Here is a 22,484-nt window from a genome sequence, read left to right as displayed (position 1 = left end):
GCGACCGGTTGATCTCACCGGACACACTGGGTCGACACGAGCGGAGAGGAGAACGGATCGGTGACTCGGACCGGTGATCGACCACCGTTGCGCCGTGTGTGGGTGATCGTCGAGCTGTTGGTCCTGGTCGGCCTGAACGTCGAGTCCGGTGTGCATCGGCTGTTCCTGGAGGGGGCACCCGGAGCAGGTGGCATCGCCTACCTCGCGGTGGGCACGGCCGCCGGCGTGTTCGCGCTGGCACGGCACTGGTTCCCGGAACGAATCGCGACGCTCGCGGCATCGGCGATCGCGCTGTCGCTGGGAACCAGCCTCGTCGGCTACCTCGTCGCGCCTGCCGCGACCCTCAGCGGGGATCCCGAGGTACTGGCCCTGATGCTTCTGGTGGGGGCCGGGTGCCACCGCCTACCGCGCCGGCTCGCCTGCGGGGCGGTGGTACTCGGCGGGCTGGCGATAGCGGCCGCTCCGGTGCTGCGCTACGGCACCGGAGCCAACCCCATCACGGTCGCCGTGGTGTGGGCGGTGCTGTGGGGCTGCAGCGTCACTGTCGGACTCATCCTGCGCGATGGTGACGCCCGGCGCGACGCCGCGCTGGTGGCGGCCCGAAACCGGGAGCGGCTCGCGCTGGCCCGGGAGCTGCACGATCTGGTGGCTCACCACATCACCGGCGTGGTGGTCCGTACCCAGGCCGCCGGGCTGATCCTGGGCGAGGGCCCGGAACACGACCTCATCCAGGAGATCGAGCACTCCGGGGCGGAGGCACTGGCCGCGGTGCGACGCCTGGTCATGATGCTGCGCCTCGATCAGGCCACGGCCGTGTCCATGGGCGGCCTGACCGACGCGGTCGAGGCGGCGGTCGACGGCGACGACGCCGTCTCGCTACGGCTCGAGCCAAGGCTGGAAGACCTGAGTATCGCACCGGAAACCGTCTCGACGGTCCATCGTGTGGTGCTCGAGTCGCTGACGAACGTGCGTAAGCACGCACCCGATGCCCACCACGTCGTCGTGACGGTGCGGCCGGTCACCGCGGCGGCTCGCAGGCTGATGGTCGAGGTCATCAACGACGGGCACCGACGGGGGCGCGGACGATCGGCAGGGGGATACGGCTTGCTGGGCATGAGCGAGCGGATCGCGGCATTGGATGGCACGTTGATCTGGGGAGAACACGGCGAGAGCAGCTGGCGGGTCCTCGTCGAGCTGCCCCTGCCGAGCGGCGTCGTGGCAACACGATCGTCCGAGGGAGGGATCGAACCGTGACGCTGCGGGTCCTGCTGGCCGACGACCAGGCCTTGGTACGCACCGGATTCCGGCTGATCCTGGAACGGGAACCCGACCTCGAGGTGGTCGGCGAGGCCGAGAACGGCAGGCAAGCCGTCTCACTGGCGAAGGAGTTGCGGCCGGACGTCACGCTGATGGACATCCGCATGCCACTGCTCGACGGGCTCGCTGCCACGAGGGCTCTCGCCGGCCCGGAGGTCACCGAGCCGTTGCGGGTTCTCATCGTGACGACCTTCGATCTCGACGAGCTGGTCCACGAAGCGCTCGTCGCGGGCGCGTGCGGTTTCATCCTCAAGGACGCGGGCCCCCGGTTCCTCGTGGAGGCCGTGCACGCGGCGGCCAACGGTGAGTCCCTGGCGTCACCATCGATCACGACGCGGCTACTGGCGCACTTCGCTGCCCTGGGTCGTTCGGCCCGTCCCGCCGATCCCGCACTGACCCAGCGCGAGCTGGAACTGGCCAAAGCGGTGGCCAGGGGGCAGACGAACGCCGAGATGGCCCGAGAACTGATGATCTCGCTGTCCACGGTGAAGACCCATCTCACCGCGATCCAGCGCAAGGTCGCGGCGCGTAACCGCACCGAGGTAGCCATCTGGGTGTGGCGATCGGGCCTCGTGCGCTGAGGCCTCGACGCATCCGCTGATTCGCGGCGGTGTGGAAACGATTCTGCCCGGAACGGGCCCGTCAATGAGAAAGAGAAATGAGATGAACCCTGTCCTGCACGCCTCTCGGACCGGACTGCCGCCCCGCTACGACATCGTCGAGGACGGCGCTCCCGCCACGACGATCTCAGCCCGTGTCCTGCGCCGAGGCGGTGACGTCGAGATCGACGGATCCCGCTACACGCTGAGCGGGTCGGCGTTCGGCCGGAGTCACCAGCTGAGCTCCCAGGACGGGAGGTTTCTCGCTACCGCGCAGCGGGAGGGCCTGACGCACTGGACCATCGAGGCCGGCGGTCGGACGTTCCGACTGGGGCGCGACTCGGAGGGGATCGGGGCGCAGGTCCTCGCCGAGGGGAACGAGCCGATCGGTCGAGTCCGCAAGGTCGTGCGTGGCGTGGAAGCGGACCTGCCCGGGCTCGACCGACCCACCCAGCTGTTCGTGCTGCTCGTCGTGCTCGCCAGCAACCGGAGGAGGCGGCGGGCCGTCGCCGTCGCCCGCGCATGAGCCGTGTTCAGATAGCTCGAAGGTCAGCCGGCGTAGCGACACATGTTGACACACATGCGTGTCGACAATTAGGTTCGTGTTCCTGTTTTTGACACGACACCGTTCCACTTTCGGGCGGTGTCGCTCAGGCGACCCGACGCGGCCCGTCGGGTCGGCTCGGGCACAGGGACGTTCGGTGGAGGGCGGATCATGAGTGCAACGAGTCCGGTGAACGTGATCCGCCGGTACCTCGACGAGGTCTACCACGCGGGCCGGACCGAGGTGGTCCGCGAGATCACCGCCGACGGCCTGGTACGCCACGATCCCGGAAGCACACGGACGCTCGATCACGACGCACAGATCGCCCGCATCGAGGCGGACCTCCCGCAGTGGCGGCCGCGGTTCACCGCGGACGTGCTCGCGGGCGACGACGAGCACGCCGTCCTCGTCTGGACCGCGCGCGGCCGCACCGCCGATCGGCTGCTGACCGGAATCGAGGTCTTCCGAGTGCGCGAGGGTCGCATCACCGACGTGTGGAACACCCCCTACTCGACGATGCCCTGGGGCTGAGTCGCACCGAGAGGCGAGGTCCGACGATGAACCTGACCGCCATCCCCCTGCTGGAGACGACGAGCGAGATCGGCGCCGGCTGGCTGAGCGCGGTACTCGACCGCACGTACCCCGGGGCGCGGGTGCGTTCAGCGGCGCTGCGCCCCATCGGAGCGGGCAACGTCAGCGACACGGTGCACATTTCGCTCGACTACGCGGACCGCCCTCCCGGTGCCCCGGACGCCGTCGTGGCGAAGTTCCGCCCTCGGTCCCCCGAGGTGCACGAACACGGGGTGGGTAGCGGCGCCTACCACCGCGAGATCGGCGGCTACCGGGCGATCACCGAGCGGGCCGCCTGTCGGATACCCCGCCTGTTCCACGTCGACGGCGACGAGACCAACATCAACCTCGTCGTCGAGGACCTGACCGCCGCGACACCCGGCGACCAGGTCGCGGGGTGCGGGACCGACGAGGCTCGAGCGGTCCTCACCCAGCTAGCCCGCCTGCACGCCTGCTTCTCGCCGATGGATCCCGCCACGGCGCCCACCTGGCCCATCCGCATGACCGAGGCCGCCGACTACTGGACACCCATGATCCAGCGGGGCGCCGCGATCGCGGTCGAGCGCTACTCGGCCCGGCTCTCACGCACCGACCTGCACAGTGTCGCCGCGGCGGGCGAGCTCGCGCAGGCGTGGCACCTGCTCCCCCAGGCCAGACTCAGCCTCACCCACGGCGACCCCCGAGTGGACAACGTCCTGTTCGAGCCCGCCGACGGCGGATGCCAGGCGGTGCTGATCGATTGGCAGGTCACCGGACTGCGCAACCCGATGTACGACGTCGGCTACTTCCTCTCCGGCAGTCTCTCCGTCGATGACCGGCGCGCGCACGAACGGGAGCTGCTCGACCACTACCTCGGCGAGTTCACCGCGCGGGGGGCCTCGTACACCTCCGGTGAGGCCATCGACGACTACCGCACGCAGGTGATGAGCGGGCTCATGATCACGACAGCCGCGATCGCCGTCCTGCCCGACGTCGATCAGGTCAACACGCTGCTGCTGGCGCTGCTCGAGCGCAACTGCGCGGCCGTCGCCGACTGGGATGCGGTCGAGGCCACCCGACTGCGCGCGCACGACCCCCGCTGACGAGAGGCGAACCGATGCACGCCAGTGACCTCAACGCGGCATGGCTCGACGCCGTGCTCCCCCGCGCCGACCCGGCCTCGCGGATCACCGACATCGAGACCTGCCGTATCGGGACCGGCCAGGTCGCCGACAGCTACCAGGTGCGCCTGCGGTCGGAGCCGTCCGACATCCTTCGGCCACAGAGCCTGGTGGCCAAGCTGACGTCGGACTCGCCACAGAGCCGGGCAGCCGGCCGTAGCGAGACGAACTACCTGCGCGAGGTCCGCTTCTACCAGGAGGTGGCTCCTCGGGTCGCGGCCCGTGTCCCCGCCTGTCACCACGCCGAGATCGACACCAACGGAACCGAGTTCGTGCTCCTGCTCGAGGACCTCAGCCCCGCCAGGCCGGGCAACCAGCTCACCGGTTGCTCCGTCGAGGAGACCGAGCTCGCGCTTCGCCACGCCGCGCGGTTCCACGCGCCCTTCTGGGGCGACCGATCCCTGCGCGGAGTCGACTGGCTCGACATCTCCGAGAGCTACTGGGCGCGCTTCGAGGAGATGCTGCCGACCTGGTTCGCCGGCTTCGTCGAGCGTTACGCCCCGCGCATGGACGCCGCCGACCTCGAGGCCGCGCAGCACTTCGTCGACCGGATCGGCGCCTACTACCGCCGCTTGCGGGCGTGCCCGTTCACCGTGCAGCACGGTGACTTCCGGCCCGACAACGTGCTGTTCGACATTCACGACGAGCCCGGAACCCTCGCCATCGTCGACTGGCAGACGGTCATCCTCGGACCGGCCTCGGTCGACGTCGCCTACTTCGTCGGAGGTGCCCTGGATCAGGAGACCCGCCGTCGGCACGAGGACCGGTTGCTCCAGATCTACCACGCAGAGCTGCGGGCGCAGGGGGTCGACTACGACTCAGACCGTCTCGCCGCCGACTACGCCGTCAGCTGCTTCGCGAATCTCGTGATCGGGGTCGCGGCGGCCATGCTGGTCGAGCGCACCGCCCGGGGCGACGACCTGTTCACCTCCATGGTGACCAACGCCGTACGTCAGGCCCAGGACCGGCACGGCTTCCACGAGCTCGAAACCACCTCGGAGGTATGACCGGTGTCAGGACGACCAGGTGTCGACAGGCTCGGGTTCTATACCCTGGGCGGCCACGTCGAGGACCCGCGAGTCATGTTGTCCGAACTACGGCTGGCCGAGCAGATGGGCCTTGGCAACGCCTTCATCTCCGAGCGACTCAACGTCAAGGAGGCCTGCTCGCTGAGCGGAGCCGCCGGCGCGGCCACCGAGCGCATGGACATCACCACCGCCGCCACCAACATCAACACCCGGCACCCCGCGATCTCCGCCGCCTTCGCCACGACGATGCACCGCCTCACCGGCGGACGCTTCGTGTTCGGGATCGGCCGAGGGCTTCGGCCGCAGATCGCGGGCCTCGGGTTGTCCCAGACCACGACCGCCGAGATGGAGGACTTCGCCGGCCTGATGCGCAGGTTGTGGGCCGGCGAGACCGTCCGTGACCATGACGGACCGGCCGGCCGTTTTCCCAGGATCGCGCTCAACGCCGGCTTCGACGAACGGATCCGGCTCGGCATCACGGCCTTCGGGGAGAGGACACTCGAGCTGGCGGGCCGCGCGTTCGACGTGGTCGTGCTGCACACCTTCTTCGCCGATGACACCGTCCGCCGATGCGTGCGCACCGTGCGCGAGGCCGCCGAACGTGCCGGACGCGACCCCGCCGCCATCGCCATCTGGTCCTGCTACGCCACCCTGGTGGACGAGATCGCCCCTGACCGGGCACTCCTCAAGTCGGTCGGGCGTCTCGCCACCTACCTCCAGGTGTATGGGGATCTGCTCGTCGGCACGAACCGCTGGGATCCCGCCCGGCTGACGGACTTCCGCGCCTCCTCGGTCGTCCAGGAGCTCGACGGCTGGGCCGACGCGGTCGCGACGAACGAGCAACTCGAACGGCTCCAGGCCGTCCTGCCCCAGGACTGGCTCGACGTCGCGGCCACCGGCACCGCCGACGACTGCGCGCGGGCGGTGCGCCACCAGTTCGACCTCGGGGTCGACGGCGTGATCATGCACGGCGCCACACCGACCGAGCTGGCGCCGGTGGTCACGGCATTCAGCGCACCGTGATGCCCGCCGAGGGCGTCGCCGGCCGTTGCTGACCGGCCGACCATCACCGACCGGCCGCGCTGCCACCGCGACGATGCCGGGTCGGCAACGGCCCTGTCGACTCGGCCGGCGCGACGGGACTCATCGCAGATAGGACGCACCGTTGACGTCCAGGATCGCGCCGGAGCTCCACACGGCGTCCGGCGACGCGAGGTGCACCACGGCGGCGGCCACGTCCCTCGGGGTGCCGACGCGACCGAACGGGCTCTGCCCGCGCAGTGCGTCACCGTCGGGGCCGGTCAGCGCCGCCTCCTGACGTTCGGTGGCCACGAGTCCGGGCGCGACGGACGTCACCGAGATTCCGTGCGGCGCCAGCGCCTGCGCCATCGACTGGCCGAAGGCCTGCAGCGCCGCTTTGCTCGCGCCGTAGGCGGGGTGCTCGGGTTCACCTCGGAACGCGCCGCGAGAGCCGACGTTGACGATGCTGCCGCCGTTCCCGAGTTCGATCAGGTGTCGGGCCACCGCCCAGGTGACGTTCACGGCGCCGAGGAGGTTGACGTCGACCGTGCGGCGCCACACCGCGACCCAGCCGTCATAGTCGACCTCGGCGACCGGGTGACGGGTCTGCTCGGTCGGAGCCTGGGCGGCGTTGTTGACCAGCACGTCGACCCGCCCCAACGCCTCGACCGCTTCGTCGACGATCCGCCGTGCCTCACCGGGATCGGCGAGGTCACCGCCCACCACGACGTGGCCGTCGCCGTCGAGCCCACGCAGCGTCGTCTCGGCGTCATGTCGGCTGCTGGCGTAGTGCACCGCGACCCGATATCCGCGAGTGGCGAACGCGGTGGCCACGGCCCGACCGATACCGCGCGACGCCCCCGTCACCAGAACCCCCTTGACGATGTCCCCATCTGTGGCGGAGTGGTGTGGTCGGTCGGTCATCAGGTGGTGCCTCCTGCTCTTCTCACTCACACGGCGATCCCCAGGTCATTCGTAGCGCAGTGCCTCGATGGGTTCGAGGCGAGCTGCCCGCCAGGCCGGATAGCCGCCCGCGACGAGCCCGATCAGCAGGCTGATCGTGAAGGCGACCAGGATCGGCGGCGCGCTGAGCACGGGGCTGAACGTGGCCAGGAAACCTTGCGATCCACCCAGCGCGGGAATGGCCATCTTGGCGGCCACGATCAGCCCGATCGCGAACAACACCCCGATCAGGCCGCCGAAGCCGCCGAGTGTCGTCGCCTCCAGGGTGAACTGGGTCAGGATCGCACCGTCGCTGGCACCCACCGCCTTGCGGGTACCGATTTCCCTGGTCCGGTCGGTGACCGAGACCAGCATGATGTTGAGTACGCCGATCCCGCCCACCAGCAGGGATATGGCCGCGACGGCCGGCACGAATCCGGCGATGAGGCTGATCAGGTTGGTGAAGGTGGACAGCCGCGACCCGAGGTCCTGCACCTGGAAATCGTCGAATCTGGCATCCCGTACCCCGTGCTGGCGACGCATGACGTCGTACACCTGGTTCTCGACGTTCTTGACCTCCTGCGTCGAGATCGCCTTGATGTAGAGGCCGCTGACCTCGTCGCCGCCCTTCCCGAAGCCGAACACGCCGGACCGGGCGGCTTTCATCGGCATGATGATGACGTTGTCGTTGTTGGCCCCGAAGGACTCCATCACGCCGATCACCTGGAACAACGCGTGGTTGATCCGCAGCTGCCTGCCCAACGGTGCATCCGGGTTCTGCCCGTAGAGCGCGGTGGCGATCAGCGGGCCGAGCACCACGACGTGCGCCCCGCTGTCGGACTGCGTCTGGCTGAAGAAGGTTCCCGCCGACACTGATTTCTGCGCGGCGGCCGGGAAGTTCGCGGTGGTTCCCATGACCGAGGCGGACAGGTACTGGGCGCCCGGCACCGAAGCGGTCACCGCCCGGCTGACCTGGCCCGCCGCGCCGGTGGAGGACCCGCTCACGAACGGCACCATCTGGTCGATCTGCGGGATCGCCGCCAGTGCCTGGACGTCGGAGTCGGTCAGCGGCTCGGCCGGCGGTCCACCCGGGATCGGTGACAGTTTCGGCACCACGGTGACGCTGTTCGCGATCGGCGCCACCGCCGCGTTGACCGAGTTCGTCAGTCCTTGGCCGAACGAGGTCAACAGGATCACCGCCGCGACCCCGATCACCAGGCCGAGCATGGTCAACCCGGAACGCAACTTGTTGGCACGCAAGGCCCGCATCGCGATGGCGACTATGTCGCGGACGATCATCCCGCCTCCGTACCTGCTAGCCGCCCCTCACCGAACAATAAGCGGGGCCGAAACGGGTGACAACGACTATTCACGGCCGGCGACACGTTCACCGCCTGCTCACTGACGGAGCTGGGGGATGTCGGGTCAGTCGGCCCGCAGCGCGTCGATGGGATTGAGTGACGCGGCCCGGAATGCGGGATACCCACCCGCCGCCAGTCCGATTCCCAGGCTGACCGCGAACGCCACGAGGGCCGCGGGCACCGAGATCTCCGGCGCACCCAGCTCCGGCAGGTACCGGGGAAGCAGCCGGTCGGCGAGAACCGTGGCGGCGAAGCCGGCCCCGACCCCGAGCACCCCACCGACGCCCGACAGCACAACCGCCTCGGTCAGGAACTGCCTCATGATCGCGCCGCGCCGGGCGCCGATCGCCTTGCGCACGCCGATCTCCGAGGTCCGTTCCTTCACCGTGATCAACATGATGTTCGCGACCCCGAGCGCACCGACGAACAACGCGATCACCGCGACCGCCATCGTGAACCAGGTCAACAGGTTCACCACGCTCTCGATCTGCAGCACCTGGGTGTTCACCGCGACGGCGCGGTAGTCACGCATTCCCGCGACCACGATCCCGTGCTGGCGATCCATGATGCCGGTGACCACGGAGTACGCCTCAGGGACCTGATCGACGCTGGCCGCCTCGACACCGATCCCGTTGAGCGTGTCCGCTCCCCCGATGACCTCACGCACCGAGTCGAGCGGAATGAGCCCGAGCACGTCCTGGCTGTCATGTTCCGGCGCGAGCACCCCCACGACCCGGAACAGCAGCCTCCCCACCCGCACCTCGGAACCGAGCGCCGCGTTCGTATCACCGCCGAACAGGTCGGTGACGACGTCTGGCCCGAGAACGATCAGCCGTTCCTTGGCCTGGCCCTCCTCGTCGGTGAACATCCGGCCCGCCGCAACCACACGGCCGCGAATCGCCAGGTAGGTGCCATTCACACCCGCGATGCTCACCGAGATCGCCTTCTGCCCGTACTTGACCACGGCGGTCCCGGAACGCAACGGCGTCACGGATGCTATCGCCGGCGAACCACTCGACTGGAGAGCCTCCAGGTCCGACTCGCGCAGGCTTTCGGTCGAGGACACCGGCCCGGTCGCCGCCGCGGTCTTGGACACGATGATCGACTCGGTGAGCGGGCTGTAGTTGTCGTGGAAGTTGGTCCGGACGCCCTGCCCCAACCCGAACAGCACGATGACGGCGGCGATGCCGACCACGATGCCCAGGGTGGTGAGCGCGGAGCGCAAGGCGCTGGCTCGCATGCTGCGCAGCGCTATGGCGAACGCCTGTGTGAGTCCCACCGCACCCTTCCGAACAGCTCGCCCGGCCCATCCTCGCGAGATGACACTTAGGGCAGCCTAGCCAAATCAAGTGCCTCTGTGCCCGTGAACTGAGATTTCCTCATCGGGCCACGAGGTCAGCCACTATGTCCCGATCCGGGCTGTCCGTACCGTGTGGGCGGCGACCCTGTCCTCGTCCCACAGCAGCCCGTGGCCGGGCCGGTCGGGCGGCGCCGCGACGCCGTCGGTGATCGTCAAGGTCTCGACGAGCAGGTCGTCGAGCAGCGGAAAGTGTTCCAGCCAGGTAGTGACGGTGCCGGCCGCCACGAGGTGCACGTGGAGCTCTGGCAGGAAGTGTGGCGTGACGCTCGCCCCGTGTGCCTCGGCGAGCGCGTCGATGCGGCGGAACTCCGAGACGCCGCCGGTGAGTGGGACGTCGGGCATCCACACCGGGGCGCTGTCGGTGAAGTCGGTGAATCCGGCCAGCCCCAGGATGTGCTCCCCGACCGCCAACGGCGGGGCCTGTCCGCCCGCCAGAACACGGTGGGCCTCGATGTAGCGGGACGGCACCGGCTCCTCGAACCAGCTGATGCCGAGGTCGGCGAGCCGGGGCGCCATCCATCGAGCGGTGGCCAGGTCCAGGCGTTCGTTGGCGTCGACCATGATCCCGATCTCGTCGCCGACCGCCTCGCGGACCGCCGCCACCCTCGCCACGTCGTCAGCGGGCGTCCGCACGCCGACCCGCAGCTTGACCGCCGGGAAACCGTCCCGGACATAACTGCGTGAGCCTTCCACCAGCTCTTCGGTGCTCATCACGTGTGTCGCCCTGCCGCTGCCGTACACCGGGACCTGCTCGCGCTGCGCCCCGAGGAGCCGGAACAGCGGCAGCCCGGCGCGCACGGCACGTAGGTCCCACATCGCGATGTCCACGGCCGAGGTCGCCAGCAACGGCACGCCCGTTCCGAGCCGGTGGGTGGCGTCCCGCATCCGGTACCAGTTGCGGTCCCACTCGTCCGGCCGCGTCCCCACCACAGCGGGCAGGTGCAGCTCCTCGAGCAACGCGCCGACCGCTGCCATGCCAGGCCCGAGCGAGTAGGTGTAGCCGGTGCCGGTGGCGCCGTCGGTGTCGGTCAGCGTGACGACGGCGAGCTGGAGCCGGGTCGCGCCCGATCCGCCTCGGGCGGCGCCGAGCGGCAGGTCGACCAGACGGAGCTCCGCGTGGGTGACGCGGCCGCGGTCCGCGGTGGCGGCTGGGTTGGGAGTTGACACCGGTTCTCCTTCGTTCGGTCAGGACCGATCTCCCATGGGCAGCGCGAACACGCCCTCGGCGACGAGCGGACTCTGAAGCGCGGGACCGATCTGGAGGCGGCGGGACCGGGGTGTGAGCCTCAGTCCTCGCGGTAGTCCAGCAGACCCTTGTGATGTTCCAGCAGGGAGCCGAGCAGGGTCACGAGCCTGGTGCGCTGTTCCTCCTCGAGCCCGGCGAGCATCGACTCGTTGACCTGCGTGGCCCGCACCGTCGACTCGGCGTAGAGCGCCCGGCCGGCGGCGGTCAGACGCACCAGGCGCCGGCGCGCATCGTGCGGATCCTTGACCTGGGTGGCAAGCCTGCGCGCGACCATCCTGCGGACCACGTCGGCCGTGGTCGACCGGTCGAGCCGAATCTTCGAGCGCAGCGCGACCTGGGTGAGCGCGCCCTCGTGGGCCAGTGCGTGCAACACGGCGAACTGGGGCGAGGTGAGGCCACCCGGGAAGTGGTCCGCCCAGATGGCCACGTGGACCTGCTGACAGGTCCGCAGAAGGTGGCCGATCATGTTCGAGAGGTCGAACTCGACGGGCTCGGGCCGCTGCCGTGGCGCCGCCACAATCCTCACTCCCGTCGTCGGCCGCCGCCCACCTGCCGGAGGACGTCCGCCGATCGTACAAGCGGACCCCCGGCGGGACCGTCGACGGAGGCGCGTCGCGGTCGCCGGCTCGCTCACCGTGGCCTGGGCAAGGCTCGTCACGAACCGGTCAGGTATCGATCAACCGAGGGACGCCGAAGAGCACGAACACCAGCGCGTGTCGGTAGCCCGGGTACCCCAGGGTCCGTGTGCCCCCAGACCGTAGTCCGCATCTCCCGTTTGTCCGCGATCCACTGAGCGAAGGCGACGGCCTGCTCGTAACCGGCCGATCGGTCGCCGGCGGGGCTCACCGTCAGCGCCCCCTGGTCCCGGTCGGCGACGGTCCCGCACCCTGCGCGGCAGCGACCGTCACGGCCAGGGTGCCGATACTCGACAAGGTCAGCGCGATCTCGTCACCCGCCACGATCGGCCCGACTCCGGCCGGTGTACCGGTGGCGATGACGTCGCCGACCTCGAGGGTCATGACCGACGAGATGTACGAGATCAGCTTCGCCACACCCCAGATCAGGTTCTTGGTGTTCGTCTTCTGCCGATGCTCACCGGCCACCGTGCAGTCGAGGTCGATGTCGTCCGCCGGATCGGCCTCGTCGGTCGTGACCAACCAGGGTCCGAGCGGGGTGAACGTGTCGAAGGACTTACGGGTCGAGCGGTCCTCCTTGCCGCGCATGGTGATGTCCAGGCAGCCGGTGTACCCGGCGACGTAGGACAGGGCGTCCGCCTCGGCGACGTTGCACGCACGCCGCCCGATGACCGCGGCCAGCTCACCCTCCTGGTCGACCCGGCGGTCGGTATAGGGCAGCCGAACCACACCGCCGTGCGGAATCACCGAGGACGGTGCCTTGAGGAACACCGCGAGGTCGCTGACGTCGACGGTCATCTCCATCTCGGTGCGGTGGTCTCGGTAGTTGACGGGCGCCGCGACCACCTTCGTCGGGTCCGTCACCGGTGGCCGCAGGCGGACGTCGGCCAGCGCGGCACCCGGCGCGTCGGCCGGACCGGGAAGCGTGTCGCGGACCTCGTCCCACCGCGCGAGCAACCGCCGCATCGGCCCCTTCGCATCGGGCCGGTCGTAGCCGCCGATCAGGGCGCCCAGGTCGACGATCCGATCGCCGAGGACGTATCCGACGCGGTCGACGCCGTCACCCTCTTCGTAGGTCACCAGTCGCATGCATACCTGCCTTACCGCGAGAAACAATATCCATCAGTACACGGACAATATGTGACTTTCAATGTTGCGTCAAGGTCATTGTGCGCTACAGAAGGCGCTATTGACAGCCATCAAGCAAGAGTGGCAGTTTCGTCCGTATGCTGATTAAACTTCCGCTCGTCTGGATCGGTCGACGATGATCACCTCGCCCGTGACCAGTCCCTTCCTCGTCATCGGTGGTGGGATCGGCGGGCTCGCCGCCGCGCTCGCCCTCGCTCGCGCCGGCCACCGGACGCGGGTACTCGAGCGGGCGCCTGAGTTCGGCGAGGTCGGCGCGGGGCTGCAGGTCGGCCCGAACGCCTCCCGGGTGCTCGATCGGCTCGGCGTCCTCGACGCGGTCACCACTCACGCGTTCTTCCCGACCCGATTGACCCTGCGTGACGCACTCACCGGCGAGCGGCTCACCTCGCTCGCGACCGGCGACGCATTCCGCGAGCTGTTCGGCTACCGCTACTTCGTCGCCCACCGAGCCGACCTGCACCGAACCGTGCTGACCGCCTGCGAAGAGACCGGGCTCGTCGAGCTGCTCCCCGACAAGGAGGTGCTGGAGGTCCGCCCCCGGCGCGGCGGTGCCGTCGTCCGGTGCGCCGACGGCAGCGAGTACTCGACCTACGCCCTCGTGGCGGCGGACGGCGTGCACTCCCCCACCCGGCGGCTACTGATCGGCGACGGCGCGCCGACCGACTCCGGCTATGTCGCCTACCGAGGCACCGTCCCGATGGAGGTTCTCGCCCGACACGGCGGTCTCCCCGAGCCGGACGGCATGGTGATCTGGGCGGGCCCTGGTCTGCATCTCGTCCAGTACCCGGTACGACGCGGCGAGCTGTGCAACCAGGTGGCGACCATCGACACCCGTCGCTACACCGAACACGCCGGCGACCTGACGGCTCAGCTTCGCGCTGCATTCGACCAGGCGTGCCCGGACGTCCGCACCGGCATCCAGCTGATGGACACCACGCGTCGATGGTCACTGCTGGATCGCCCGCCCGCGACCGGCTGGAGCCAGGGCGCCATCACGCTGGTCGGCGATGCTGCCCACCCCATGCTGCAGTACCTGGCACAGGGCGCATGCCAGGCCATCGAGGACTCGGTCGCACTCGCCGACAGCGTCGACGAACATCCCGACGACATCGCGGCGGCGTTCAGGGCGTACGAGGCGCGGCGGGCACCGAGGACCGCACGCGTCCAGAGCACCGCCCGCGACTGGGGCGAGGTCCTCCACGTCGACGGGATCGGCGGCCGGCTGCGCGCCGCGCTTCTCGCCGACCGAGCCGAGGACGACTACCAGGCCGTCGAATGGCTCTACGGGTTCGACGCGGCCGGCACATTCGGACACACCACGAGGGAGCTCTCCGCATGACCACGACACCGGACCCCGACGTCCGCACGGACACCGCCTACGCCGAGATGGACGCGTTGGGCGTCGGGGCGCTGTGGCGCCACCTCGGCGGCCTGTTCCCCTCGGAGCCGCCGGCCCGAGCCATTCCGTATCACTGGGACTACCGCCGGCTACGGCCCTACATGCTGCACTTCGCCGACTCGCTGTCCATCGAGGAGGCCCAGCGCCGCGTCCTGATGCTCCTCAACCCGGGAATGCGGGACACCTCGGCAACGGTGACCGGACTCTATGCCGGCATCCAGATCATCCTTCCCGGCGAGCAGGCACAGGCACACCGCCACTCCTCCAACGCGTTCCGCTACATCATCGAAGGGGCCGGCGCGTATACAACGGTGTCCGGCGAACGCGTGCACATGAGCCCCGGCGACCTGCTGCTCACCCCCGGCTGGCGGTGGCACGACCACTACCACGAGGGCGAAGGCCCGATGATGTGGCTCGACGGCCTGGATTTCCCGCTGGTCAACTCCCTCGACACCGCCTTCTTCGAGCTCTACTCCGACGCCGCGCAGAAGGCCTCGGTACCCGACGACCTGTCCTCACTGCAGTTCATCCACGGCAGGCTCAACCCGTCCTGGATCGGCGACCGAGGCCCGAGCTCACCGATCGGGAAGTACCCGTGGACCGAGACCGCACGTGCCTTCGAGGCGATCGCCGACCATGCCACCGGCAGTGAGGTCGACGGCATCTCCCTGGAGTACACCAACCCGTGGAACGGTGGCCCGGTCATGCCCACCATGGCCTGCCGGGTCCAGCGCCTCGTTCCCGGTTTCCACGGTGTCGCCCGCAGGCACACCGCCGCCACCATCCTGCACGTCGTGCGCGGTGAGGGGATGACGGTCGTGAACGGCGAGGAGTTCCACTGGCACGAGAAGGACGTGCTGGCCGTGCCGTCGTGGGCGAGCTACCGGCACCTCAACGACTCGCGGACCGAGGACGCGGTGCTCTTCTCCTACTCGAACGAGCCGGTCGTCAAGGCACTCGGCCTGTACCGTGAGGAGCTGCTCTGACCGTCTACCAGCCGTTGTATGTTTCGCCTGGTCAGACAGCCGTTTGGTGGGCGGCGCGACGGTGCTGCGGCGTCGGGTGCGCCGCCTGGGATGGACCGGTTATCTGCCGTGCGGTCCGCTCATTCCGACGTCGGCGACGCTCGCGGAGGTCGAATGGTGAGCGTCTGTTGCCCGCCGCTACCGCGAGGCGCGCGAAAGTGACATCGGTGGTTGGGGTCTTCGTCTCGCTGTCTGGGTGGGGTCGAGCCATTTGGGTGGAATGAATTCGGGCCATCCCTCGCGGATTCTGACCGTCCATCCGCTGGTGTGGATCATGCGGTGGTGTTGTTTGCACAACAGCATGCAGTTATCGAGATCAGTCCGGCCACCGACGCTCCACTCGACCACATGGTGGACCTGACACCAGTGCGGAGGCCGAGTGCAGCCAGGGTGGGCGCAGCCTCGGTCTCGCACGCTGAGCGCTTTGCGGAGTCCGGTTGGTGCGGTGCGGGACTCGTACCCAACGTCGATCGGCAGGCTCTTCCCGCCGAGGACAACAGGGGTGATCCCGCAGTCACACAACATCGCCCGCAGATAGGAGGCGGGTGCTTTGCCGCCGAACTCCAACTGCGCGCCGCGTGCTTTCTGCTGCAGGTCGCGTTCGGTCATGATAACCGTGACGTGCGGCCGTACTCCGCCTTCGGCGGGTAGCCGGCCTTCGTCCAGGGAGTGGGAGCAGATTTCGGCGAGTGCGTCGGCTTGGCGTTGGGGCAGGGTCTTGCCCTCGTCTGCCTCGGGCAACAGCTTGGCCAGGACAGCGCGCCTTATTTCTTCGAACGACCCGGCGTCGAGCGTGCCTTTGATCCAGCCCCCACCGTCAGGGTTCGGGGTGAGCCACAGTTCGTTGAGCAGCTCATCGCACCCGTCTTCGCCGGGTTCGGGGCCGTCTTGGTCGAGGTGGCTGATCAGCCAGTGCGCTTCAACCGCCAACTGGTGAGGGGAGAGAGTGAGCGCCCATTCGGAGAATGTCTGCTCAATACTCGACCACGCACCCGGGTCTAACCGCCCGGCGGCGCGGCTGTTGAGCACGATGTCGATGACCAAACCGTGGGCTGGGTCGATCGCATAGTCGGCCAACGCCGAGGCGGTGTGCGGCAGCTTCGGCCCCAGGGATTCACCGGTCAGCGTCACGGTGGGAAACACGTGCCTGGCCAGCCGGGTCACCTTGTACGCCTCAGCTGGTTTGATCTGCAGAATGTCGGCGACCGCTGCTTTGGCGACTACTCCGCGTTCGGCGAACTCGCCTTCGGCGTCTAGGCGGGAGATGAGGTACAGCTCGTTGTAGCGGGAGCGGCGTTGGATGTGGTGGCGTTCGTATAGCAGTCGGTCGATGAGTTCTTGACCTGCGCACGCGTTCAACGCCGACATCCCGTTCGGGGTGTCGGTGTGGAGCACGGTTTCGGTCATAACCCCATGGTCTCAGGGGGGTCTGACAGTTTTGCAGCAAAATCCGGGACTCCGGGGAGAAAGTTTTCAAGAAATTGAAGCCCCGAAGGTTGCGTCGCCGACGTACCCGACGACGGTCCCCGACCCGCGAGCCAAAAGACGCAGGCCGCGAGCCTGCTCACTGGCTGTTGTCGCTGTTTAAAGATTGTTACTGCAAACAAATTTGCTTCGCGAGCGGCCGCGGGTGCGGGTGCGGGATCAGCCCTGCTCCATCCCAATGCCCAATGCCCGCACACCTGCGCCTTGCCCCGCGATCCAGTCGTCCATCCCCACACCTCGAAGTCCGCCTTCGGTTCGATCTCGCAGCGGGATCGGTCAGGCTATGGTGCTCCGAGCCCTCGAAACTGACCGAGGCTCGTCGGGTCGGTGGTCGTGACCTGTACGCGCGCGGACGGCGATCACGGGGCGCCGCCGGGCTTCGGGCCCGTGTAGTCCTCCTCGGACGAGTCGTCCATACCGACCTCGAAGCCCACCTTCGGTCCGACCTCGTTGTCCCGGATGGTGGCGCCGGTGGAGTTGTTCTGCAGCGCGAACGCCTTGTCGATCGTGCCGACCACGGTGTTGCCGGTGAGCGTGACGCCGGTGATGTCGTCGAAGAAGAACGCCTGTCCCGCACCGTTGTCGCAGTAGTTGTCGGTCACGGTGAACTGGCCGGACTCGCCCTCGCCGAGACCGTCGCCTTCTTCACTGTCCGGGCCCTCGGCGATCAGGCACATGTTGTCGATCTTCTCGAACCTGTTGCCGTTGACCAGCACCCGCTGACTCGGCCCCTCTTCCTCCGATGTCGCGAAGGTCTGGATCGCGTCGGCGTGATTGCCTTTCTGCCCGTTCAGGTTCACCACGTTCCGGATCAGGTTGTTGACGATCTTGATGTCGTTGCCGAAGAACCGGATGCCGTCACCGTCGTCGCCCTTCTTCACCACCTGAGGGCCGTCGACCACGCTGGCGCGCACGGTGATGTCGTTGCCGACCAGCATGAACCCGGGCGACCGGGGCTTGGTCATGCGGACTCCGTCGATCACGACGTGGTCGCCGCGCACGGTGATCTGCCCGGTGTTCGCCTTTCCACCGCCGAGGACGGTGATGGGCTGCTCGTCCGCACCCGAGGCACGCAGCAGAAGCTCCTGGCCACCCAGGTCGCCGTTCAGACAGATCCGGTCACCGGGCTTGGCGGCCTCGAGCGCCTTGCTGGCGCTCGCCGCGTCGGCCGCGCTGACGGTGCAGTCGGTCAGCGCCTCCGCCTCGACGGTCGCCGAACCGCCGGACTGCGTGGTGCCACCCAGGTGGTTCGCGACCAGATAGCTGCCGACCAGCAGGATCACGATGGCCGCTGCCAGACCGGACCACATCCAGCCCGAACGTCTGCCCGGGGGCCGACCCCCGGGCGGCGGCGAGCCCCCAGGCGGCCCAGGGCGAGGCCCCTGCCACCGCGGCGGTGCCCCGCCGGCCGAGGCCGAAGGGCCCCAGTTCTGTTGAGCAGGGCGATCCATGACTGCCTCCGGACTCGTGACTCCCCTCCGAGCCTACTGATCAATCATGTGGAGAACTTGTGTACCTCCGGCTCCGGGCCGCTCGGCGTCAGGCGAGGACTTCCTGCACGCGTGCCCGCAGGGCGGGCACGGCATCGTCGAGAAACCAAGGGTTGCGGGTGTGCCAGCGGAAGTTGAGCGGCGAGGGGTGGACCAGCGGCATGCGGTCGGGCAGGTGGTCGCGGAACCCGCGCACGGTCTCGGTGAGGTTGGTGCCCACGACCGACAGGTACTGCTTGTGCGCGTAGCGGCCGATCAGCACGGTGAACCGCAGCCTGGGCAGCTCGGCCAACAAGCGGGGGTGCCAACGTTGGGCGAACCCGGGACGGGGCGGCAGGTCGCCGTGTGCACCTTTGCCCGGATAGTAGAAATCCATCGGGAGCAGTGCAAACGATGCGGGGTCGTAGAACTGCTCGTCCGTGACCGCGAGCCAGCTCCGCAGGGTGACACCGCTCGGGTCGTCCCATGGAACGCCACTGCGCTGCGCGCGTGAGCCCGGCGCCTGCCCGATGAGCAGGATGCGGGCCTCGGGATGCGCGGTGTACACCGGGCGCAGCCCGGCCCGCGTGGCCTCCACGTTGTCCGGGTCCGCCAGGATCTCCTCGTAGATGCCGCGCAGCGCGGCATTCGATCGTCCCGCCGGGGTTCCGGCATCATGCGTGCTGTTCACAACATCGTCCTGTCGGCTCTTCATCCAGTCGGGCGCGGATCGGGCGGTCGCCCCGCCACCGGCCGCCTCGGTCGGTCAGATCGAGGCGGCGACAGCCCAGAGTTCTTCGGAGGCAGCGGTGTCCGTCCAGGCCAGCGGGCTCAGCACCACGTCGGTCGCACCCGCGTCCAGGTAGCGTCGAATCTGACGCCTGACCGACTGCGCCGAACCCACCGCGGCGAGGTCCACCGTGCTGGCGACACCCTCTCGCGCGATCACCCTCCGATACGACGGCATGGCCTCGAAGAAGCTCGACTTCTCGGCGACGAAGTCCTGTGCGGTATCTGCGTCCCCGGACACTAGCGCGCCAACCTGCGCTCGCCGCCCTGCAGGGCGGATACCTGCTCGCGCAGAGCGCGCACAACGCCGAGCCCATGGGCATCGCGTTGGACATGGCCCTCAACCACATCGGCTTTTTCGCCGCCGGCTGACAGGCGGAGACGATCGGCGACCATTGATCCACTCGGAGGGCCCCGGTTGCTGTCCCCGCGTCCTACGCACGAACGCTGATGACCGTCTTTCCCTTGGCCCGCCCGGTCGAGTTGAAGGCCGCGACGGCGTCGTCGAGAGTCGCGACGGTGCCGATGTTCGTCCGCAGTCGCCCGTCACGCACCCGCCGGGCGATCTCACCGAGCTGGGCGCGATCGGACACGACGACGAAGTCGATCGCCAGTCCGTCACTGGGCCGCGCCTCGGGCGGCCCAGTCACGGTCACCAGCGTTCCTCCGGCTCGAACCAGACCCGCGGAGCGTTTCTGGACGTCGCCGCCGAGAACGTCGAACACCAGATCGACGCCGCCCACGTCCTCCAGCGCGTCCTTCTCAAGATCGACGAACTCCCGCGCGCCGAAGGCCAACGCCTGCTCGCGGCCGGCGGCGCGCCCGGTGCCGATGACGTAGGCGCCGGCTTCGCGCGCGAGCTGGGTCGCCATCGATCCGACCGCTCCGGCCGCGCCGTGCACGAGGACGCTCTGGCCCTCCCTGAGGCGGCCGTGCTCGAACAAACCTTGCCACGCGGTCAGACCCGTCATGGCGACGCCTGCTCCTGCCACGAAGTCGACGTCGCCGGGCAGCGGCGCGAGGTTGCGCGCCTCGACGACCGTGTACTCCGCGAGGGTCCCATCGCGGGTCCAGTCGGTGAGGCCGAACACCCGCTGCCCCACCGACAGGCCCGTTGTGCCGTACCCGAGGGCGCTGACCACACCGGCGACCTCGTGTCCGGGGATCGACGGCGTTCGGTCACGGCCGACCCGATCGATCCAGGTCGAGGGCCACTCCAGCTCATCCACGGTGAACCCGGACGCATGAACGTCGACGAGAACGTCGCCGTAGTTCGCACCCGAGAGGCCGGCGAGCCTCTCCGCATCCGGATCGGGCCGCTCGGCCAGCGTCATCCCCGCTGTTCCGGCGGCTTGGTCAGTCACCACGATTGCCTTCATCCGGTATCTCCCCTTGTCCAGCCCACGCCACCGCACGTCGCGAGTAACACGATGAACTATATAGTCCACTTAAGCTTGCCGCAGAGACCCCCACGGAATGGGCATCCGACGGGCCACAATGCTTGGACCAGTGAGGTTTCCCCAAGACAGTGGCCGCAGAAGACGATCCTGCGGATCTCACTCGCCTCAGTATTGGACGCCGTAGTCCAGTCAAGCGGCTCTGACATGCGAGCGAGATCCTCAGCGGCGCCTTCTCCGGAGGGAATAGGACCGCGCGTGCACGACTTCAGGCAGAGGTGGGGCCCGGCACGCTCCACCCGCACCGTCTCACCGACCGCGACACCGAAAACAGAGGAGTGCAGATGAGCGAGCTCGACGAGTTCGACTTCGAGGGAATGAACCGCTCGGTCATCACCGAGTTCCGGGCCAATGACGGAAAGGTCGGTGGCGTGTTCGCCGACTTCCCGGTGATCCTGGTGCACAACGTCGGCGCGAAGTCAGGCACCGAACGGATCAACCCGCTGGTGTACCTCCCGGACGGCGATCGGATCTTCGTGTTCGCCAGTAAGGGCGGTTACCCGAAGCACCCGGCCTGGTACCACAACCTGCGCGCGCACCCTCGGACCACGGTGGAGGTCGGCAGCGAGACCTTCCCGGTGCGGGCCCGGTTCCTGGAGGGCCAGGAACGGGAAGAGATCTTTGCGAAGCAGGTCGCCGTCGCGCCGCAGTTCGGCGAGTACCAGCAGAAGACCGAACGGGAGATCCCGGTGATCGAACTGGAACGCCTCGCCCCCTGAGCGCGATCCCGCTCCCGTCCCGCCACGCAGGCGATCAGGAGTTCCGGAGGCCGCGTTTCTCCAACAGGGGCAGGACCGCCTGGCCGAAGTAGGTGAGCTCGGGCTGGTAGTCGTAGAAGGTGATCTGGACGCCGTCCAGGCCGGCGTCGTGAAGCTGTTCGAGCTGGTCGGCGATCTCCTCCGGAGAACCGACCAGGTGTAGGTGGCCGCCGACGGCCCGACCGCGCGCGGTGTGTTCCAGCCAGGACTGGCTGTCGCCGGCGTCGTGGCGACCGGTGAAGTTGCGGATCGACTCCAGGTCCGCGTGGTCACCGATCGCCCGGTAGCGGGCCACCGCCTCGGCGTGGCTGGGTCGCGCGACGATCGTCGGGTTGATCACCACCCGGACCTCCCGGCCGCGTGCCCTCGCGGCGGCCTTGACCATGGCGACATGCCCGGGCAGTGCTTCGATCGCCCGCTCGAAGTCCTCCCCCACCGGGCTGGAGACGAACACGATGTCCGCGTGCTCACCGGCGTAGTCGAAACCGGACGGCGACCCGGTGGCGGTGACCAGGATGGGCCGGCCGTAGGCGGGGCGGGGTGACACGTAGGCCTCGTCGAGTGACCAGTGCTCGCCATGGAACGTCAGGTTGTCGTGTCCGGCCCACAGGTCCTTGCAGATCGCGGCGAACTCGTCGGCCATCGCGTAGCGCCGGTCGTGGTCGGGCCGGGTCATGCCGAACATGGCGGGTTCGGTGTCGGCGTACCCGGTGACCATGTTGGCACCGAACCTCCCGCCGGAGATGTGGTCGGCGGTGGCCAGGAACTTCGCCAGGTGCAGCGGGTGCCACGGCCCGTACAGGATGTGGACGGTGCCCAGCAGCAGGATCGAGCGGGTCGCGGAGGCGAGCGCGATGGCGGACACGAACGGGTCGAGGAAGTTCTCCCGATATCCGGTCGCTCCGCCGAAACCACCCTTGGGTAACCATTGGGACAACCCGAACACCACGTCGAAGCCGAGGTCCTCGGCCTGGCGGGTCAGCGCGAGGTTGTAGTGGAACGACCAGTCCGTGTCCCGGGCCAGGGTGGACTGCGACCACCCACCGGTCTGCAGGGGCAGGAACAGCCCGAGCATCAGCGGTTGCTCGAAGGCCCTGGCCAGCGGGCTGCCCGGGATGTACTGGGGTTGCTCGGGCACCACGAGGCCTGCACGGTCACGCAACGGCACGAA

Annotated in this window: 22 protein-coding genes; 10 read left to right on the top strand and 12 right to left on the bottom strand. The window is 68.6% G+C overall.

Features of this window, described 5'->3' with window-relative positions:
* The first annotated feature begins 60 nt into the window (after nt 1–60).
* The 7 genes from G406_RS0109400 to G406_RS0109370 all read left to right on the top strand — a co-directional run bounded on the left by G406_RS0109400 (nt 61) and on the right by G406_RS0109370 (nt 6,241).
* Nucleotides 61–1,254, top strand: a complete 1,194-nt coding sequence (locus tag G406_RS0109400) for a sensor histidine kinase (protein WP_028933629.1) — start codon at nt 61–63, stop codon at nt 1,252–1,254.
* Nucleotides 1,251–1,898: a response regulator gene (locus G406_RS0109395; RefSeq protein WP_028933628.1), complete on the top strand. Its 648-nt coding sequence runs from the start codon at nt 1,251–1,253 to the stop codon at nt 1,896–1,898. Before G406_RS0109400 ends, G406_RS0109395 begins: the two co-directional genes overlap by 4 nt.
* An 82-nt stretch (nt 1,899–1,980) precedes the next feature.
* Entirely contained in the window at nt 1,981–2,442 is a 462-nt protein-coding gene (locus tag G406_RS0109390; protein ID WP_028933627.1) for a hypothetical protein, read from the top strand.
* Between the two features lie 189 nt (nt 2,443–2,631).
* Nucleotides 2,632–2,991, top strand: a complete 360-nt coding sequence (locus G406_RS0109385; protein ID WP_037075785.1) for a nuclear transport factor 2 family protein — start codon at nt 2,632–2,634, stop codon at nt 2,989–2,991.
* 26 nt (nt 2,992–3,017) lie between these two features.
* Nucleotides 3,018–4,112 carry a phosphotransferase family protein gene (locus G406_RS0109380; RefSeq protein WP_028933625.1) on the top strand — a complete coding sequence of 365 codons (1,095 nt, stop codon included), beginning with the start codon at nt 3,018–3,020 and terminating at the stop codon, nt 4,110–4,112.
* 14 nt (nt 4,113–4,126) lie between these two features.
* Nucleotides 4,127–5,197, top strand: coding sequence for a phosphotransferase (locus tag G406_RS45760; RefSeq protein WP_051341860.1), 1,071 nt, complete (start codon nt 4,127–4,129; stop codon nt 5,195–5,197).
* 3 nt (nt 5,198–5,200) lie between these two features.
* Nucleotides 5,201–6,241: a TIGR03857 family LLM class F420-dependent oxidoreductase gene (locus G406_RS0109370; RefSeq protein WP_028933624.1), complete on the top strand. Its 1,041-nt coding sequence runs from the start codon at nt 5,201–5,203 to the stop codon at nt 6,239–6,241.
* A 120-nt stretch (nt 6,242–6,361) separates the two neighbouring features.
* Here the strand turns inward: G406_RS0109370 and G406_RS0109365 are convergent, their stop codons facing one another.
* The 6 genes from G406_RS0109365 to G406_RS0109340 form a co-directional block, all read right to left on the bottom strand.
* Entirely contained in the window at nt 6,362–7,162 is an 801-nt protein-coding gene (locus G406_RS0109365; protein WP_051341859.1) for an SDR family NAD(P)-dependent oxidoreductase, read from the bottom strand.
* A 45-nt stretch (nt 7,163–7,207) separates the two neighbouring features.
* Nucleotides 7,208–8,479: an ABC transporter permease gene (locus G406_RS0109360; protein ID WP_028933622.1), complete on the bottom strand. Its 1,272-nt coding sequence runs from the start codon at nt 8,477–8,479 to the stop codon at nt 7,208–7,210.
* Nucleotides 8,480–8,605: 126 nt separating this feature from the next.
* Nucleotides 8,606–9,820: an ABC transporter permease gene (locus G406_RS0109355; RefSeq protein WP_028933621.1), complete on the bottom strand. Its 1,215-nt coding sequence runs from the start codon at nt 9,818–9,820 to the stop codon at nt 8,606–8,608.
* A gap of 123 nt (nt 9,821–9,943) precedes the next feature.
* Nucleotides 9,944–11,068: a mandelate racemase/muconate lactonizing enzyme family protein gene (locus G406_RS0109350; protein ID WP_028933620.1), complete on the bottom strand. Its 1,125-nt coding sequence runs from the start codon at nt 11,066–11,068 to the stop codon at nt 9,944–9,946.
* A 119-nt stretch (nt 11,069–11,187) separates the two neighbouring features.
* Nucleotides 11,188–11,664 carry a MarR family winged helix-turn-helix transcriptional regulator gene (locus tag G406_RS0109345; protein WP_051341858.1) on the bottom strand — a complete coding sequence of 159 codons (477 nt, stop codon included), beginning with the start codon at nt 11,662–11,664 and terminating at the stop codon, nt 11,188–11,190.
* Between the two features lie 331 nt (nt 11,665–11,995).
* A complete protein-coding gene (locus G406_RS0109340) occupies nt 11,996–12,871 on the bottom strand; it encodes a fumarylacetoacetate hydrolase family protein (protein ID WP_028933618.1) in 876 nt (291 codons plus the stop codon).
* A gap of 190 nt (nt 12,872–13,061) precedes the next feature.
* On the opposite strand from G406_RS0109340, the gene G406_RS0109335 reads away from it, so the two are divergent.
* Complete coding sequence (locus G406_RS0109335; protein WP_245607064.1) at nt 13,062–14,270, top strand: FAD-dependent monooxygenase; 1,209 nt, start codon at nt 13,062–13,064, stop codon at nt 14,268–14,270.
* Complete coding sequence (locus tag G406_RS0109330) at nt 14,267–15,316, top strand: cupin domain-containing protein (RefSeq protein ID WP_211241089.1); 1,050 nt, start codon at nt 14,267–14,269, stop codon at nt 15,314–15,316. The genes G406_RS0109335 and G406_RS0109330 overlap by 4 nt, the downstream gene beginning before the upstream one ends.
* Nucleotides 15,317–15,493: 177 nt before the next feature.
* Here G406_RS0109330 and G406_RS53790 read toward each other — a convergent pair whose 3' ends face one another.
* The 5 genes from G406_RS53790 to G406_RS0109295 form a co-directional block, all read right to left on the bottom strand.
* A complete protein-coding gene (locus tag G406_RS53790) occupies nt 15,494–16,762 on the bottom strand; it encodes an HNH endonuclease signature motif containing protein (protein ID WP_051341857.1) in 1,269 nt (422 codons plus the stop codon).
* A 437-nt stretch (nt 16,763–17,199) separates the two neighbouring features.
* Complete coding sequence (locus tag G406_RS45750; protein ID WP_051341856.1) at nt 17,200–18,150, bottom strand: right-handed parallel beta-helix repeat-containing protein; 951 nt, start codon at nt 18,148–18,150, stop codon at nt 17,200–17,202.
* Between the two features lie 229 nt (nt 18,151–18,379).
* Nucleotides 18,380–19,000 carry a uracil-DNA glycosylase family protein gene (locus tag G406_RS0109310; RefSeq protein ID WP_245607063.1) on the bottom strand — a complete coding sequence of 207 codons (621 nt, stop codon included), beginning with the start codon at nt 18,998–19,000 and terminating at the stop codon, nt 18,380–18,382.
* A gap of 75 nt (nt 19,001–19,075) precedes the next feature.
* A complete protein-coding gene (locus G406_RS0109305) occupies nt 19,076–19,339 on the bottom strand; it encodes an LLM class oxidoreductase (RefSeq protein ID WP_028933614.1) in 264 nt (87 codons plus the stop codon).
* Between the two features lie 193 nt (nt 19,340–19,532).
* Nucleotides 19,533–20,477 carry an NADP-dependent oxidoreductase gene (locus tag G406_RS0109295; RefSeq protein ID WP_028933613.1) on the bottom strand — a complete coding sequence of 315 codons (945 nt, stop codon included), beginning with the start codon at nt 20,475–20,477 and terminating at the stop codon, nt 19,533–19,535.
* Between the two features lie 362 nt (nt 20,478–20,839).
* On the opposite strand from G406_RS0109295, the gene G406_RS0109290 reads away from it, so the two are divergent.
* Nucleotides 20,840–21,274: a nitroreductase family deazaflavin-dependent oxidoreductase gene (locus G406_RS0109290; RefSeq protein ID WP_028933612.1), complete on the top strand. Its 435-nt coding sequence runs from the start codon at nt 20,840–20,842 to the stop codon at nt 21,272–21,274.
* A 34-nt stretch (nt 21,275–21,308) separates the two neighbouring features.
* Here the strand turns inward: G406_RS0109290 and G406_RS0109285 are convergent, their stop codons facing one another.
* Complete coding sequence (locus G406_RS0109285; protein ID WP_245607062.1) at nt 21,309–22,481, bottom strand: LLM class flavin-dependent oxidoreductase; 1,173 nt, start codon at nt 22,479–22,481, stop codon at nt 21,309–21,311.
* Nucleotides 22,482–22,484: the final 3 nt, after the last annotated feature.

The organism is Actinospineispora spinosispora DSM 44797 (assembly GCF_000429025.1).
Lineage (GTDB): Bacteria > Actinomycetota > Actinomycetes > Mycobacteriales > Pseudonocardiaceae > Pseudonocardia > Pseudonocardia spinosispora.
This window is presented reverse-complemented; position numbering and strand designations above follow the sequence as displayed.